The organism is Leisingera sp. ABM4_103, from assembly GCF_056158685.1.
On sequence record NZ_JBSWTU010000004.1, the window covers coordinates 144939 to 161303 of the forward strand.

9 protein-coding genes are annotated in these 16365 nt (G+C 64.4%); 4 read left to right on the forward strand and 5 right to left on the reverse strand.

Annotated features, from left to right (window positions below):
* Positions 1-70: 70 nt before the first annotated feature.
* Together ACXAED_RS01555 and ACXAED_RS01560 are read left to right on the forward strand one after the other, a co-directional pair.
* Positions 71-1498, forward strand: coding sequence for a preATP grasp domain-containing protein (locus tag ACXAED_RS01555; protein WP_475046347.1), 1428 nt, complete (start codon positions 71-73; stop codon positions 1496-1498).
* Between the two features lie 94 nt (positions 1499-1592).
* Positions 1593-2018: a DUF2267 domain-containing protein gene (locus ACXAED_RS01560; RefSeq protein WP_475046349.1), complete on the forward strand. Its 426-nt coding sequence runs from the start codon at positions 1593-1595 to the stop codon at positions 2016-2018.
* Positions 2019-2079: 61 nt separating this feature from the next.
* Here ACXAED_RS01560 and ACXAED_RS01565 read toward each other — a convergent pair whose 3' ends face one another.
* The 5 genes from ACXAED_RS01565 to ACXAED_RS01585 all read right to left on the reverse strand — a co-directional run bounded on the left by ACXAED_RS01565 (position 2080) and on the right by ACXAED_RS01585 (position 12740).
* Entirely contained in the window at positions 2080-2607 is a 528-nt protein-coding gene (locus tag ACXAED_RS01565) for a universal stress protein (protein ID WP_475046351.1), read from the reverse strand.
* A gap of 270 nt (positions 2608-2877) precedes the next feature.
* Positions 2878-4233, reverse strand: a complete 1356-nt coding sequence (locus ACXAED_RS01570) for an HlyD family type I secretion periplasmic adaptor subunit (protein WP_475046353.1) — start codon at positions 4231-4233, stop codon at positions 2878-2880.
* On the reverse strand, positions 4230-6368 hold the full coding sequence (locus ACXAED_RS01575; protein ID WP_475046355.1) for a peptidase domain-containing ABC transporter: 2139 nt from the start codon (positions 6366-6368) through the stop codon (positions 4230-4232). Before ACXAED_RS01575 ends, ACXAED_RS01570 begins: the two co-directional genes overlap by 4 nt.
* Positions 6365-8065, reverse strand: coding sequence for an ABC transporter transmembrane domain-containing protein (locus tag ACXAED_RS01580; RefSeq protein ID WP_475046356.1), 1701 nt, complete (start codon positions 8063-8065; stop codon positions 6365-6367). Before ACXAED_RS01580 ends, ACXAED_RS01575 begins: the two co-directional genes overlap by 4 nt.
* 88 nt (positions 8066-8153) lie before the next feature.
* Entirely contained in the window at positions 8154-12740 is a 4587-nt protein-coding gene (locus tag ACXAED_RS01585) for a hypothetical protein (protein ID WP_475046358.1), read from the reverse strand.
* A gap of 915 nt (positions 12741-13655) precedes the next feature.
* Here ACXAED_RS01585 and ACXAED_RS01590 point away from each other — a divergent pair.
* Together ACXAED_RS01590 and ACXAED_RS01595 are read left to right on the forward strand one after the other, a co-directional pair.
* Positions 13656-14669, forward strand: coding sequence for a ligase-associated DNA damage response exonuclease (locus tag ACXAED_RS01590; protein WP_475046360.1), 1014 nt, complete (start codon positions 13656-13658; stop codon positions 14667-14669).
* Positions 14669-16225 (forward strand): cisplatin damage response ATP-dependent DNA ligase, encoded by a 1557-nt coding sequence (locus ACXAED_RS01595; RefSeq protein ID WP_475046362.1) that lies wholly within the window; start codon positions 14669-14671, stop codon positions 16223-16225. Before ACXAED_RS01590 ends, ACXAED_RS01595 begins: the two co-directional genes overlap by 1 nt.
* Positions 16226-16365: the final 140 nt, after the last annotated feature.

A 16365-nucleotide genomic window follows, 5' to 3' on the forward strand; every position in this document is an offset into this window, starting at 1 on the left:
GGTCGGATTGGGCCAGCGGATACTGTGATAGTATGTCCTGCAGGTGCAGCGGTAAAGAAGGGGGGCAGCCTTGAACCGGTCTCGAACCCGGGATGCGCGGGGCGGGTCAGCCGCCGATGCAATTGCAGACCGGCTGGCCCGGGATGAGCCTGCGCTGAGGTCTTCCCGCGATCTGTGGCCGGGGGTGCAGCAGGGCACCGGCAATGGCGCATCGCTGTTCATTGGCGATCAGGTCGGAATTGCCTTGTTCACACCCGAAATGGCCGGAACCCGCGACTATCGCATGGCGCTGCTGGCCAAACCCGGCGACGCCGTTGTGGTGCGGCAGCGCTGCCCGGAGTTCGAGGATTATCTGTCCGGGTATCCGGGCGTCCGTCAGGTCCGCTTTCTGGAGGCGGATGGCGCGGACCCGGCGCCAGTGGCCAAGCAGTGCCGGACCCGCCCTGCCCTGTTCACCCCTCTGCTGGAGCTGCTCCGGGCCGCGGGGGCGCTGACACTCCACGCCTATCTGGTGACCGGCCACCTGTGGCAGCTGGCACAGTCGCTGGCTGCCGCCGCCGGGCTGCCGGTCTATGTCGCGGGCCCGTCGCCGCGGATGTCGCGCCGGGTCAATGACAAGCTGTGGTTCTGGGACGTGGCGCGGGAGGTCGCGGGGCGGGAGGCCGTGCCGCCCACGGCCTTTGCCTTTGGCCCCGCGGCGGCGGCCGGGCAGATGGCCCGCCTGGCGCGGGTTTCCGGAGAGGTTGTGGTTAAAGTTCCGGACAGCGCGGGGGCGGCCGGAAACATCCGTTTTGGCGCGGCGCAGCTTGAAGGTCTTGGCACAGCCGCGCTGCGCGATCAGCTGGAACAACGGCTGCGGGCGACCGGATGGGAGGGCGGCTATCCGGTGCTTGTCGGGGTGTGGGAAAGCGGCGTGAAGAAAAGCCCGTCGGTGCAGATGTGGCTGCCGCACACAAGCGAAGGGCCGCCCGAGATCCTTGGAATATTCGAACAGCGGGTGCAGGGGCACGAGGGCAAGTTCGTTGGCGCGCGATACGCCAGCCTGGAGCCGGAAACCGGCGAAAGGCTGGCAGCGGACGCCTTGCATCTTGGCGCCATCTTCCAAAGGGCGGGCTATTTCGGGCCATGTTCGCTGGATGCGGTTCTGCAGTCGCCACCGTCCGGTGCCGAACAGATCCACTGGATCGAATGCAATGGGCGGTGGAGCGGTGTATCAATCCCGCTTGCCGCCGCAACCAGGCTGCTGGGGCAGCGCCCGGAGGGGATCGTCATCGTGCAGGAAACCCTTGAACCTGAAGCACCGGTTGATACCGCCCGGCAGTGCAGCTGTCTGGGGGACTTGCTGTTCCGGCGCGGCCAGTCGTCCGAAGGCGTGATCCTGGTCTCACCGCCGCATCCGCTCCGCCCTTCGCTGAATGCGGCGGCTGTTGCGGGCAGCCAGGCCCGGGCAGAGGCCCTGATGGAAGAAGTGTTCGAGCGGATCAGCCCGGCCGGGTGAGCAGGGCCGGTCCGGGCGGCATTGATGCCCATTAATGCGGTGCGGGCCGAAATGGCCGATCCTGATCCGGCACACATCAGCTGGAGGAAAGATTATGGCGACCACGGGTATCAAGACACTTGATCATGCGCCGCAGGTTTTTGCCGAATGGCTGAACCAGCTTTGCGATGACCTTGAATGGCCCGACAAATCCAGGGCCTATCTGCTGCTGCACGAAACGCTTCATGCCATTCGCGATTTCCTGTCCGTTGACGAAGCCGCCGATCTGGCGGCCCAGCTGCCTGTGCTGGTCCGGGGTGTGTTCTATGCCGGCTGGGACCCGTCCAAGACCCCGGCGAAACCCCGCAGTAAAAAGGATCTGCTGGCCCGCATTGAGGCGCGGTTCGACAAGGATCCGCTGGAAGATCCGGAACGCGCCGTGGCTGCGGTGTTCGACCTGCTGCGCCGCCATGTGTCGAAAGGGGAGTTCGATCAGGTCAAGAACGCGATGCGCAAGCCGATCCGGGACCTTTGGGACTAGCCCGCCACGCGCAGCGAGGCAGAGCCGTATCCGCCAAGCCAATCACCTGCCGGCGCCAGGGTCATTGCGTGACGACCACCGTGCAGGCCGCGTGGTGCAGGACCTTCTGGGAGACACTCCCCATCAGAATTTCGCGCACCAGCCCCAGCCCGCGCCTGCCGATGACGATCATCCCGAAATTCCCGGCCTCGGCGGTTTTCAGAATGCCGTCCGCGTAGTCGCCGGCGCATAGATGCGTAACCACGTCCTGTGCGTCAGCATCCCTGGCGCGATGCTCTGCCCAATCGAGAATGGTTTCGCCGACTGCCAAGACCGCATTTGCCTTGTCGCGCTCCTCAGTGGCGCTGGCAAACAGCCCCAGGAAATTCGCGGGCTGGCCGCGGGGGGTAAGGTCCTGGGCGGCAGCCACTTGTTCATACAGCTGTTCGGACCTGGCAAGCTGCATCATTTCCGCGGGCGGCCGCCCGTGCAGGTAAACGTGAACGATGCTGAGGCCGCGCCCCAGTTTGTTCGACAATTCCGCCGCGCAATCCACTGCGCGATTGCCTGATTCCGATCCGTCAGTAGCAACGAGAATTCTTTCAGCCATGGCCCGCTTCCTGTCATTCTGGAGTGTGACGGGAAGTTTAGTCAGGCAATGGCCTGGGCGCATTGCCTGGCGTTAATAACGCGAGCAGGGCACAACCCGCCAATGTGCTTTTGGGTCCCTTCCATGCGCGCAAAAGCCGGCTCAGGTCCTTCCAGCACTCAGGCAGCCGCACGGATATTCCGGAGCCGGTCCGGGCCGGCTCGAAGGCAGCAGCGGCCTAACAGGAGCCTAATCCCATCAGGCCGCCCGCTCGGTTGAGTTCCCCGCCGGTCATTGTTCCGAGAAGGCCGCGCTGCGAATGGCCTTCAGGGGTTTGAGAAAGTATTCAAACACTGTCTTGCTGCCGAGGCGGATGTCCGCCGAGACGGATAAGCCGGGCCGCAGCTTCATGGTGTGCGTCATGGCAGTTAAATCCTGATCTATACGGAGCCGCACAAGGTAAGCAGCTTCGTTGCTGTCCAGAATGTCCGAGCTGGGCGACACGGATACAACCGTGCCGGCAAGGGTCCCGAACTGTGAGGCGTCGAAGGTCAGGAGAGTCAAAGCCCCCTCAAAGCCGGGCTCGATGCCGCCGATCCGGCTGGCCGGTATCAGCACCTCTGCGAACAATTCGGCGCCTTCGGGCACGACTTCCGCCACGGGTCCGCCGGGGCCGATGACCTGACCTTCGGTATCGACCTCGACCGTCTGCACCACGCCGTCGAACGGGCTGACCAGCACACCGCTGCCGGCGCGCAGCTGGTAGCGGGCGATTTCCTCGCCCAGTTCCGCCAGCTTGGCTTCGGTTTCGGCAACGGTGCGGGCTGCGGTGCTTTTGCGGGCGGCAAGGTATTCGGCCTTTTCGCGCCGGGCCTTTTGCAGGCTGATCTCTGCAGTCCGTTTTTCCGCAGCCACCACTGCGATCTGCTCGCGGACTTCAATCAGGCTCAGTTCAGCCTGGTCCCTGTCCCGGCGGCTGATGAAGCCGCCATCCCTGAAAGACTGATCGAACGAGGCAAGACGCGCGGCCAAGATAATCCGCCGCCGTTCGAGCTCCACCAGGCGGGCGGACGCTTCGGCTTTGCGGGCACCGGCAAGTTCCAGATCTGCTGAGATCAGATCGAGCCGGGAGCGGACCGCCGCGGCCTCAGCCAGGAAGGAAACCTGCTGGCTTTGCCTGAGGCCGGTTTGCCAGCTGCTGGATGGGATGAATTCAGTGCCGTTCAAGATTGCAGACTGCAGGTCCAGTTCCAGGCGCAATGCCGCTTCGCGCACCTTTAACTGCTCCAGCTGCAGCAGGTCGCGCGACCGGTCAAAGGTGACCAGAGGATCCCCCGCTTGCACCTCCGAGCCTTGCCGCACATGAACGGCGGTGACGCGGCCGCCATGCTCGCTCTGCAAGGTGCGCACGCCATCCAGGGGCATGAGGCGGCCCTCTCCAGTAACGGTTTCGTAGACCGGGGTCATCGCGGCCCATGCGACAAAGCCCGCCGCGGCGATTGCAATCAGCCAAATCAGCCGGGTGTACCCCTTGGTGTCCGCCGGCTCTGAAAGATCGGCCTCCAGCAACAGTGCGCGCCTTTGAATCCCATTGCCGGCCTGTACTCCGGCGGAGGCCGGTGCCGTTTGATTGTTCTGGCCTGTCATGCGGCTTGTTCCTTCTTTCGCCCGGCCGGCTTGGGCATGCCGTCCAGCAGGGGCAGTTCGAGATCCGCGAGGCGGATGTGACTGGGGCGGTGTGTCACCATCAGCGTGGTGACACGGCCTTGGCGGCGCTGGATCGCTTGGATCATCGCGGCTTCAAGGGTCCGGTCCAGGGACTGGGCCGGGTCGTCAAGCAGCAGGACCTGCGGATCGCGCAGCAGCGCCTGTGCGACCGCTAGGGACTGGCGGAAGCCGCTGGGCAGCGTGGCCTGAACCTGGTCCGTCAGCACGGTGTGAATGCCTTTGGGAAGTTTCCCGACGGCGTCGCGCAGGGAGAGTTCATCAAGTATGTCGAACATCTGCGGTTCAGTGGCGAAGGGACAGGCAAGACGCAGGTTCTGGGCCACCGAGCCATGCACAAGCACCGGCCGCGCGGGCACATAGCTTATGAACTGGCGCAGCTGCGACACCGGGATTTGGCTGACGTTGACCCCGTTTATCGTCAGCACGCCGGTCTGAGGCTGCAGCAACCCTGCCACCAGCCGCAGCAATGTCGACTTCCCTGCTGCCGACGGGCCGGTGACGGCAACCAGCGCCCCTTCCGGGATCCGCGTGCTCAGACCGCGCACGGCCGGGGCGCTTTTGTTGCCGTAGCGGAAACCGACTGCGTTCAGATGAATGTCCCCCTTGGCCGAGTATTCGTGGTGGACGCGCTTGGGATCGTGCTCCTGGCGCAGGGCGGCCAGCCGGTCCAGCTGCGATGCCACGCCTGCAATCTCAGTCCATTTGGTTGCCAGCTTCAACGCGGATTGCACCGGGGCGATGGCGCGCCATGTCAGCATCACGGCCCCCAGCAACGCGCCGGATGTCAGGCTGCCCTGCATCACCAGAAAGGCGCCGAACAGGGCGGTCAGGCCCCCGGAAACCGGTGTCGCCGATTTGCAAACTGCGTCGATTGCGCTTTGCGCCATCTCTGCGCGCCGCGCTGCAATCGCCTTGCGGCGGGTGACGGTTTCCAGGCGGTCCCGCCACGCCCGCTGCTCGCCTGCGCAGCGGATTGCAACCGCATTCTGGAACAGGTCGCTGGTGATCCGGTTTTCTTCTTCTGCCGCGCTGCGGGCAGCGGTTTCCGCACGGCGCAGACGCGGCACCAGGAAGGCCGCGAACAGGCCGAAAGTCAGCATCAGCACCACAGGAACAAAGCCAAGCGGACCCGCAATGGCGAAAATTGCTGCAACTGTGAGCAAAGCAAAAGGAAGATCAGCGACGGCGTCGGCCACATTGCCGACCAGCAGGGTGGCCATGCGGCTGAATTGCCGGACACGGACCACTTGGGTGCTGACGGGGCTTGCAATTATCTGCTGGAGGGGCAGTGCGATTATCTTGCGCAGTACGGTGGTCGCGACGAGAAATTCCATTCGCGCCGCAATACGGGCCAGGCTCCGGGCCTTGAGCCTGCGGAAGCCCATGTCGAGCAACAGGAACATGGCCAGTCCGGCCCCAAGCCAGGCGAGAGTGTCGTGAGCCTTGGCCGGGATCACCGCGTCATAGACGGCGATCACCCCGAACGCGATGGCCAGCGCTGCGCCATTGCTGGCAGTCTTGGCCGTCAGGGCCTGCAGCCAGTTCTGCCGGAAACGGGTGATGAGCTGTCTTACAAAACCGTTCTGCGCAGTTTGCGGCGGTTTGCTGAAACTGAGCATCAGAGTCCGGTATGTCACCCCTTCATTGCAGGGCTCGCCCGTCACCGGGTCGACCAGGCTGGAACCGCCCCCGGCACTTGGCTGAACGACCAGAATGCGGCCTGTGCCGGTGACCAGTGTTGTCGCAGGCGGGAGGTCTTCAATCCGGCGGCTGCCGAGGCGGCTTTCCGTGCTGGATATCCCGAGCCGCGACAGGATCGACCGCAAGTCTGCGGCGGTCAGCCGGTCCGGCATATGCGGCAGTGCACGCACGAAGCTGTCGCGTGAGCCTGTCCAGCCGAACGTGCCGAGTATCCGGAAAACCGCAGCGACAACCGGGTCCCTGGATGTCACGCCCCAGCATTGGCTGGTATCAATGCCGTCGGCGATGGCATCCAGCCCGAAGGCGCTCTGCGCAGACCCGTCTGCGCCGTTAGCGGGGAGGTGTACGGTCATGCTGCACCCGATGCGCCAATGGCAGTTGAAGTGTTGCGGAGCGGTGCGGCCGGCGTTGTGCGGAGGTCCGCCAGGCGGCCGTTCTCAAGGTGGAACTGACGGTCTGCAATTGCGGCAAACGACGGCCGCTGGGTCACCAGCACCGCGATCGTCTGCTGCCGGCGCCGTTTCAGCGCCTCCAGCAGCAACCGGTCAGAGCGCAGATCCAGCAAGGCATTGGCCTCGTCAAACAGGATGACCTGCGGGGATTTCAACAGCGCTGCTACCATCGGCAATTGCGACTGAACAGCAACGGGGATGCCGGCGCCTGCGGTGTTCATGGGTTTGAACACGAAATCGTCAGGCTGGAGGGCGAAATAGTCAGCCAGCCCCAGCTCCCTGGCAGTTTCCAGCGCTTCGGGCAGGAATTCCGGCCCGCGCATCCCGGTCAGCGCATCCATCACGCTGCCGGCGGAATGCACCGGCGCGGATTGCATGAACGCAAAGCGGCTTGCGATGTAATCCGGGTCATAGCGGGCAATGTCGCAGCCGTTGACCAGCACTTTTCCGGAACTCGGCCGGTGCTGGCCCAGCAGCGTTTTCAGAAGTGTGGATTTGCCGCTGCCGCTGGCGCCGCTGATGGCAATCGACTCGCCCCGCTGCAGCGACAGGGTCAGCCCCTCGCACACCAGGTTTCCGGCAGCCGAATGCACATCCAGGTCAACAACTTCCAAGGTTTCAACAGTGTCCGCCGGATGGAGCGTCCCAACCGCGGCCGGTGCCGCCAGGGCGCTGTCCAGGCGGTCGAGCGCCGGGCGGATAGCCTGATTTCCGGCAAACGCCGCCTGCAGTTTCACAAAGGGAGCGATGACGCGGCCTGACAACAGAATGGTCGCAGCCAATTCCCCAGGGGTCAGCGTCCTGTTGATCACAAAAGGGGCACCGAACATCGCAATGAGCATAGGGGCCGCTTGCGAGATTGCTTCCGCAGATGCATGGCCCGAGGCTTGGCGGTAGACCAGCGTTTGGGTTGCCTCCGCCCCCCGGGCAACCAGTCTCTCATGACGGCGCATCATGAACTCATCCGCGCCAAGCCCTTTCAGATGCTCTATGCCGGAAAGCACCTCCGACACAAAACTGCCGGAACGCGCGGAGATGTCACGGCGGTTCTCGTCGAGAGCCTGTATCGCCTTGCGGCCGCGGGTCCGCAGAAACAGAACCGCCGCCAGTATGCCCAGGATCGCCACCGCCAGCCAGGGTTCGATCACCCAGAAAACCGCGAGAAACACACCAGCAAACGGCAAGTCGACAAGTGACAGCCGCTGACCGCCGGAATTCAGCTGCTGTACTTTGCCGATTGTTTCCAGCGCCTCCTGCCCGGCCTGTCCGGTTCCCGGTTGCCTGGCTTCTGCGGGCTGGTAGAGCATATTATTGTATAGCCGGAGCTTGGTTTCGAGCTCGTAGCGCATCCCGAACGCCGAATGGAGACCGGCAAGGGCGATCCTGACCGCAGCCTCCGCCAGGACTGCGCCCACAAGGATCACCGCCAGCACAACCAGCGTTTCGATCGCGTTGTTGGGAATTACCCTGTCAAAAACCTGAATGGTGATCAGCGGCAGCACCAGCCCAAGGGTATTCGCCAGCGCCGCCCCCAATTCCGCAGAGGCACTGGTTTGCACTTGGTGCCGTCGAAAAACCTTCAAAAACTTTCCGGCCAAGATTCAGCCCTTCTCTATAGTGCCGCAAAGATAGCGGCGAGAGGTTAACCGTTTGGAAAAAATGAATATTCCGAACATTTTCATGGCTCTACCAAGTGATGTTTTCGATGCCGTCAAAGTCAATTTCCTCGCCGTCATCAAACGTGATCCTGCCAGAGGCTCCTTCCGAAAGATCCAGCGCTCCGTCGCTCACGCTTTCCACCGAACCGGACTCGACCTGCAGCACCCAGCCATTGCCTTCCACGGTATTGCCGTCAGCAACCACGCCGCCGTCCCCGTTTTCCAGGCGGATCGTATCGTGCCAGCCGCTGCCGCCATCGATCTCGTCAGATCCGTCTCCTGCCGCGTAAAGAAACAGGTCGTCCCCGGCACCGCCGGTCAGGGTGTCATCACCGCTGCCGCCCGCAATAATGTCGTCGCCGTCGCCTCCCATGAGCAGGTCATCGCCGCCGCCGCCTGACAGCTGGTCGTCGCCGCGGTTGCCCTCGATGGTGTCGGCCTGATCGGTTCCGGTCACGGTGTCGTTGCCGTCGCCCGCGTCGATCTCCTCGATGCTGTCCAGCGTGATGCCGGTGGAGAAGTCGAGCGTCTCGCTCTCGGCGGTGCCCGCGATGGTGTCGTTGCCGGTGCCGCCGCGGATCTCCTCGATGGAGGTGAGGTTGCCGAGGCCGTCGGTCACGCGGAACACGTCCGAGTAGCGGCCGCCCTGCAGCGCGTCGTGGCCTTCGCCGCCGTCGACCTGGTCGGTGCCCGCGGAGGAGCCCTGCACCAGGAACACGTCATCGCCGCCGCCGCCGGAGAGGTTGTCGTCGCCGCGGTTGCCTTCGATGGTGTCGGCCTGGTCCGTGCCGGTCACGGTGTCGTTGCCGTCGCCCGCGTCGATCTCTTCGATGCTGTCCAGCGTGATGCCGGTGGAGAAGTCGAGCGTCTCGCTTTCGGCGGTGCCCGCGATGGTGTCGTTGCCGGTGCCGCCGCGGATCTCCTCGATGGAGGTGAGGTTGCCGAGGCCGTCGGTCACCCGGAACACGTCCGAATAGCGGCCGCCCTGCAGCGCGTCGTGGCCTTCGCCGCCGTCGACCTGGTCGGTGCCCGCGGCGGAGCCCTGCACCAGGAACACGTCGTCGCCGCCGCCGCCGGAGAGGTTGTCGTCGCCGCGGTTGCCTTCGATGGTGTCGGCCTGGTCCGTGCCGGTCACGGTGTCGTTGCCGTCGCCCGCGTCGATCTCCTCGATGCTGTCCAGCGTGATGCCGGTGGAGAAGTCGAGCGTCTCGCTTTCGGCGGTGCCCGCGATGGTGTCGTTGCCGGTGCCGCCGCGGATTTCCTCGATTGAGGTGAGGTTTCCGAGGCCGTCGGTCACGCGGAACACATCCGAGTAGCGGCCGCCCTGCAGCGCGTCGTGGCCTTCGCCGCCGTCGACCTGGTCGGTGCCCGCGGAGGAGCCCTGGACCAGGAACACATCATCGCCGCCGCCGCCTGACAGCTGGTCGTCGCCGCGGTTGCCTTCGATGGTGTCGGCCTGATCGGTGCCGGTCACGGTGTCGTTGCCGTCGCCCGCGTCGATCTCCTCGATGCTGTCCAGCGTGATGCCCGTGGAGAAGTCGAGCGTCTCGCTTTCGGCGGTGCCTGCGATGGTGTCATTGCCGGTGCCGCCGCGGATCTCCTCGATGGAGGTGAGGTTGCCGAGGCCGTCGGTAACGCGGAACACATCCGAATAGCGGCCGCCCTGCAGCGCGTCGTGGCCTTCGCCGCCGTCGACCTGGTCGGTGCCCGCGGCGGAGCCCTGCACCAGGAACACATCATCGCCCGCGCCGCCGGAGAGGTTGTCGTCGCCGCGGTTGCCCTCGATGGTGTCGGCCTGATCGGTGCCGGTCACGGTGTCGTTGCCGTCGCCCGCGTCGATCTCCTCGATGCTGTCCAGCGTGATGCCGGTGGAGAAGTCGAGCGTCTCGCTTTCGGCGGTGCCCGCGATGGTGTCATTGCCGGTGCCGCCGCGGATCTCCTCGATGGAGGTGAGGTTGCCGAGGCCGTCGGTCACCCGGAACACGTCCGAATAGCGGCCGCCCTGCAGCGCGTCGTGGCCTTCGCCGCCGTCGACCTGGTCGGTGCCCGCGGCGGAGCCCTGCACCAGGAACACGTCGTCGCCGCCGCCGCCGGAGAGGTTGTCGTCGCCGCGGTTGCCTTCGATGGTGTCGGCCTGGTCCGTGCCGGTCACGGTGTCGTTGCCGTCGCCCGCGTCGATCTCCTCGATGCTGTCCAGCGTGATGCCGGTGGAGAAGTCGAGCGTCTCGCTTTCGGCGGTGCCCGCGATGGTGTCGTTGCCGGTGCCGCCGCGGATTTCCTCGATTGAGGTGAGGTTTCCGAGGCCGTCGGTCACGCGGAACACATCCGAGTAGCGGCCGCCCTGCAGCGCGTCGTGGCCTTCGCCGCCGTCGACCTGGTCGGTGCCCGCGGAGGAGCCCTGGACCAGGAACACATCATCGCCGCCGCCGCCTGACAGCTGGTCGTCGCCGCGGTTGCCTTCGATGGTGTCGGCCTGATCGGTGCCGGTCACGGTGTCGTTGCCGTCGCCCGCGTCGATCTCCTCGATGCTGTCCAGCGTGATGCCCGTGGAGAAGTCGAGCGTCTCGCTTTCGGCGGTGCCTGCGATGGTGTCATTGCCGGTGCCGCCGCGGATCTCCTCGATGGAGGTGAGGTTGCCGAGGCCGTCGGTAACGCGGAACACATCCGAATAGCGGCCGCCCTGCAGCGCGTCGTGGCCTTCGCCGCCGTCGACCTGGTCGGTGCCCGCGGCGGAGCCCTGCACCAGGAACACATCATCGCCCGCGCCGCCGGAGAGGTTGTCGTCGCCGCGGTTGCCCTCGATGGTGTCGGCCTGATCGGTGCCGGTCACGGTGTCGTTGCCGTCGCCCGCGTCGATCTCCTCGATGCTGTCCAGCGTGATGCCGGTGGAGAAGTCGAGCGTCTCGCTTTCGGCGGTGCCCGCGATGGTGTCATTGCCGGTGCCGCCGCGGATTTCCTCGATGGAGGTGAGGTTGCCAAGGCCGTCGGTCACGCGGAACACGTCCGAGTAGCGGCCGCCCTGCAGCGCGTCGTGGCCTTCGCCGCCGTCGACCTGGTCGGTGCCCGCGGAGGAGCCCTGCACCAGGAACACATCATCGCCGCCGCCGCCGGAGAGGTTGTCGTCGCCGCGTAAACCTTCAATGGTGTCGGCTCCGCCACCGCCGGCCAAATGATCGACTTCGTCAGTGCCCCTTAGATACATGCCTTCAGGCTCGTCTACGGGGTCCGGGTCGTCCTCCGGCTCCGGATCGGTGCCCGGGTCTGTTGCGGGCTCGTCTTCGGGATCCGGATCGTCCTCCGGCGCCGGATCGGTGCCGGGGTCTGTTGCTGGTTCGTCTACGGGGTCCGGGTCATCTTCCGACTCCGGATCAGTACCCGGGTCTGTTGCTGGTTCGTCTACGGGGTCCGGATCGTCCTCCGGCTCGGGGTCGGTACCCGGGTCTGTTGCGGGCTCGTCCACGGGGTCCGGGTCGTCCTCCGGCTCGGGGGCCGTGCCCGGGCCTGTTTCAGGCTCGTCTACGGGGTCCGGATCGTCCTCCGGCTCGGGGTCGGTGCCCGGGTCTGTTTCGGGCTCGTCTTCCGGATCCGGATCGTCCTCCGGCTCGGGATCGGAGCCCGGGTATGTCGCTGGCTCGTCTTCGGGATCCGGATCGTCCTCCGGCGCCGGATCGGTGCCGGGGTCTGTTGCTGGTTCGTCTACGGGGTCCGGGTCATCTTCCGACTCCGGATCAGTACCCGGGTCTGTTGCTGGTTCGTCTACGGGGTCCGGATCGTCCTCCGGCTCGGGGTCGGTACCCGGGTCTGTTGCGGGCTCGTCCACGGGGTCCGGGTCGTCCTCCGGCTCGGGGGCCGTGCCCGGGCCTGTTTCAGGCTCGTCTACGGGGTCCGGATCGTCCTCCGGCTCGGGGTCGGTGCCCGGGTCTGTTTCGGGCTCGTCTTCCGGATCCGGATCGTCTTCCGGCTCCGGATCGGTGCCCGGGTCTGTTGCGGGCTCGTCTACGGGGTCCGGATCGTCCTCCGGCTCGGGGTCGGTGCCCGGGCCTGTTTCGGGCTCGTCTTCCGGGTTCGGGTCGTCTTCCGGCGCCGGGTCCGTGCCCGGGTCTGTTTCGGGTACGTCTTCGGGGTCCGGGTCGTCTTCCGGCGCTGGGTCGGTGCCCGGGTCGGTTTCGGGCTCGTCTTCGGGGTCCAGGCCGTCCTCCGGCGCCGGATCGGAGCCCGGGTCTGTTGCTGGCTCGTCTACGGGGTCCGGATCGTCCTCCGGCTCGGGGTCGGTGCCCGGGCCTGTTTCGGGCTCGTCTTCCGGGTTCGGGTCGTCTTCCGGCGCCGGGTCCGTACCCGGGTCTGTTTCGGGTACGTCTTCGGGATCCAGGCCGTCCTCCGGCTTCGGGTCTTCCCCAGGCCCTTCTTCGGGTGCGGAAGTTTCCTTTGGTTTCGGATGCGTTCCCACGTCACTTACGGGAGTGTCTGCAAGTGCAGGATTGTCATTTGGTTCTGAAACCAGCCCTGCACTGGGAGCGGGATCACCTGCTTGCACAGGTTTGGAGGGCGTCATCTGCGCAGGCTCTGCCCCGCCGTTGGCCGCATCCTTTGATTGCGGGATTTCGGAACTCGTCACGGAGGAGCTGCCGTCTGATGGGGGAGCGGCGGTTTCCCGAGTGGAGAAGTCCGTATCTGCGGGCGGCTCCGCAGAATGTTCCGGAAGGGCCTCCTGGGGTGGCCCGGATGCAGACCGGAGCATCTGCCAGCCTGAACTTGCCAGGTCCTGAAAGTACATTCCAAGTGCCGACAATTTGAGAGAAAAAGCCGAAGCTGCCGCTCCATCTCCTGTTGAAAAAGGCGCGTCGGTGGCAATGCTCTCCTGCTGGTTTTCATTTGATGTTTGAAGCTCTTCCCGAGCCTGAATGCGGTCCGGTCTTGCGCCTGAGCCAGCTGTCTCGACTTGTTTCGAATCCGCCACTGCAAATGTCTCCCGGTTGAACTCCCCATTACGTAACCGTGAAACGTTAAGAAAAGTGAGAGCCCACCGGTTGTTTGATAAATGTCTTTGTCACGCGCTGTGCGAGTTCGAGACCGGCGTTTTGAAAGGCAGTGACAAGGCCCTTCTGGCTGTGTCTTCACTCGCCGCCGAGCAAGTTTGGAATGTGATTGCAGGCGAAGCCATGGTCGCTTGTTCACACGTCAGGCGCGCCCTCGGCCTGGCGCTGCCGCATCGGCCTCACCAGCCGTGTTTTGGTGCGAGTGAGCCGGATTTGGTTTTCCATTACTGAGCGGCGGGCTGACCCAGGCAATATTGCCGGTGCGGATACCTGTCATGAAGGCCGCAGGGTAAGTCCATGCTGAGGATGCAGTGCGGCTCGGCCTTCGCTGGAGCCGTGCGGCAAAGCCGTTCAGTCCAAAAAATCTCAATGACAGCCGTCTAGCTGAAAGTAATCAGCCAACGGAATCTCCTTGGTGCTTCCCTTGCATAAAGCCCTCTTCACCTTAAGTCTCTTCCGATGCACCCGGGGATTTCGCAATTGAGTAGCGTAAATTGACAGCTTCACGCCCTCCAGAGCAGTTGCTGCACCCCCGTCCGGAGGGGCTCTACTGCCCGGCAGGGGATTTCTTCATTGATCCTGTGCGGCCCGTGCCGCGCGCAATGATCACCCACGGCCATGCCGATCATGCGCGGGCAGGCCACGGCACTGTCTGGGCAAGCCCGCAAACGCTGGAGATCATGGCGATCCGCTATGGCGAGGCGTTTTGCGATACCCGCATGCCGGTAGAAGACAGAACAGAAACGGACCGCATCCGCGTGACCTTTACGCCTGCCGGGCACGTTCTTGGCTCCTGCCAGATTACTGTCGACGATGGCAGCTCAGCCATCACCGTCTCTGGCGACTATGCGCGGGCTGACAACCCGGCTTGTGTGCCGTTCCAGCTGGCACCTTGTGATATCTTTGTGACCGAGGCGACCTTTGGCCTGCCGGTGTTCAATCATCCCGAGCCCCTTTCGGAGATCGAAAAACTGCTGCGGTCCGTCGCTTCTCAGCCTGACCGCTGTCATCTCGTCGGCGCCTACGCCTTGGGCAAGGCGCAGCGGGTCATTGCGCTCCTGAGGCAGGCAGGCTGGGAGCACCCGATTTACATCCACGGCGCATTGCAGCGGTTGTGCGACTACCACATCCAGCAGGGCGTGGACCTGGGTGACCTTCGTCCTGCGACAACGGATGAGGGCAAGGCGGCTTTCAAGGGGCAGATCATCCTTGGCCCGCCCTCGGCGTTCGCAGCAACCTGGGCGCAGCGTTTTCCCGATCCGGTTATCTGTTTTGCAAGCGGCTGGATGCAAGTGCGCGCCCGGGCCCGCCAGCGCGGAGTCGAGCTGCCGCTGATCCTCAGCGATCACGCGGACTGGCAGGACCTGACCAGGACGATCCTGGAATTGGCACCGCAACAGGTCTGGGTAACGCATGGCAGGGAAGATGCGCTGGTGCGCTGGTGTGAACTGAACCAGATCGCCGCCCGACCGCTTAGGCTGGTCGGCTACGAAGAGGAAGCGGACTGATGCAGTCTTTCGCCACCCTTCTGGAGCAGCTTGCCTTTACGCCGTCGCGAAACGGCAAGATCGCTCATCTGGTGTCCGCTTTCCGCACGATGCCGGATCCGGAACGCGGCTACGCGCTGGCAGCAATTACCGGAGACCTTGCGCTGCGCAATGTTACGCCATCGCTTTTGCGGGGGCTGGTGGCAGAGGAAACCGATGCCGAGCTGTTCCGCCTGTCGTATGATTTCGTCGGTGATCTGGCAGAGACCGTTGCTCTGATCTGGCCTCATTCCGGCTCGTTGGCCGAGACGCCACTGGCCGAAGCGGTGGAGGAGCTGGCCGCGGCTGCGAAGGCAGAACTGCCTGCCTTGATTGCCCGCCGTTTGACGCACATGACGCCGTCGCAGCGCTATGCCTACTTGAAGCTTGCCACAAGTGGTTTGCGGGTTGGTGTGTCAGCGCAGCTTGCCAGGAGCGCGCTGGCGCAATTTGGCGATGTGGAAGTCACTGAGATCGAAGAGCTTTGGCACGGGCTAACCCCGCCCTACCTGCCACTGTTTGCCTGGCTCGAAGGCGGTGAGAAGCCGGTCAGCCTGGCGGCTGCCCCTTTTCGGCCGGTGATGCTCTCGACGGCCGCCAGTCTGGAGGATCTGGCACAGTTCGAGCCAGCTGATTTCACGGCGGAATGGAAATGGGACGGCATTCGCGTTCAGGCGGTGAATGATGGCGGCACGAGGCGTCTCTATTCGCGGACGGGAGAGGACATTTCCCGATCCTTCCCCGATGTCGTCAGCGCCCTGAATTTCGATGCCACGCTGGATGGCGAGTTGCTGGTGAAACGGGGCGAGGAAGTTGCCCCCTTTGGCGACCTGCAAAAACGTCTGGGCCGCAAGAAACCTGGCAAAGCCATATTGGCGAGCCACCCTGCAGCGCTGCGCCTTTATGATCTGCTGTTTCTGAATGGCGAAGACTGGCGCGGGCGGCCGCTGGATCAGCGCCGGACCGGTCTGCGTGAGATCGTGGCTGACCTCAGTGATCCGCGTATCGACCTTTCGCCTCCCCTTGTCTTTGCCCGCTGGGAAGATCTGGCGGAGCTGCGCGCGAACCCGCCCGAAAGTGTGGTCGAGGGTGTCATGATCAAGCGCCTGAGCAGTGGCTATATTGCCGGGCGTAAACGCGGGCACTGGTTCAAATGGAAGCGCGACCCGATGCTGGTGGACGCCGTAATGCTTTACGCGCAGCGCGGACACGGCAAACGGTCAGGCTATTATTCGGATTTTACGTTTGGTGTGTGGCAGGGTGATCAGCTGGTGCCCGTTGGCAAGGCATATTTTGGCTTTACCGATGCGGAACTGAAGGAACTGGACCGCTTCGTGCGCGGCAACACCATCGACCGGTTCGGGCCAGTGCGCGCCGTCAAGCCTGAGCTGGTGCTTGAAGTGGCCTTCGAAGGTTTGAGCGAGTCCACCCGCCATAAAAGCGGTTTGGCAATGCGGTTCCCGCGCATCAACCGGATCAGGACCGACAAGCCGGCTTCAGAAGCGGGGACGGTGGAGGAGCTGAGACAGCTCCTGTAAGGCTGTGATCTGGGTTGAATTGGCGGCGTTCTCCGAGCAGTGCCGCCTGGTTATGCCGAGGCAGCTGCGCCGATCCGCGGACACCAAATGTGGCTGCACTCGTCCTTGGACTCCCCAGCAAGCGGAAGAGATGAACAAAT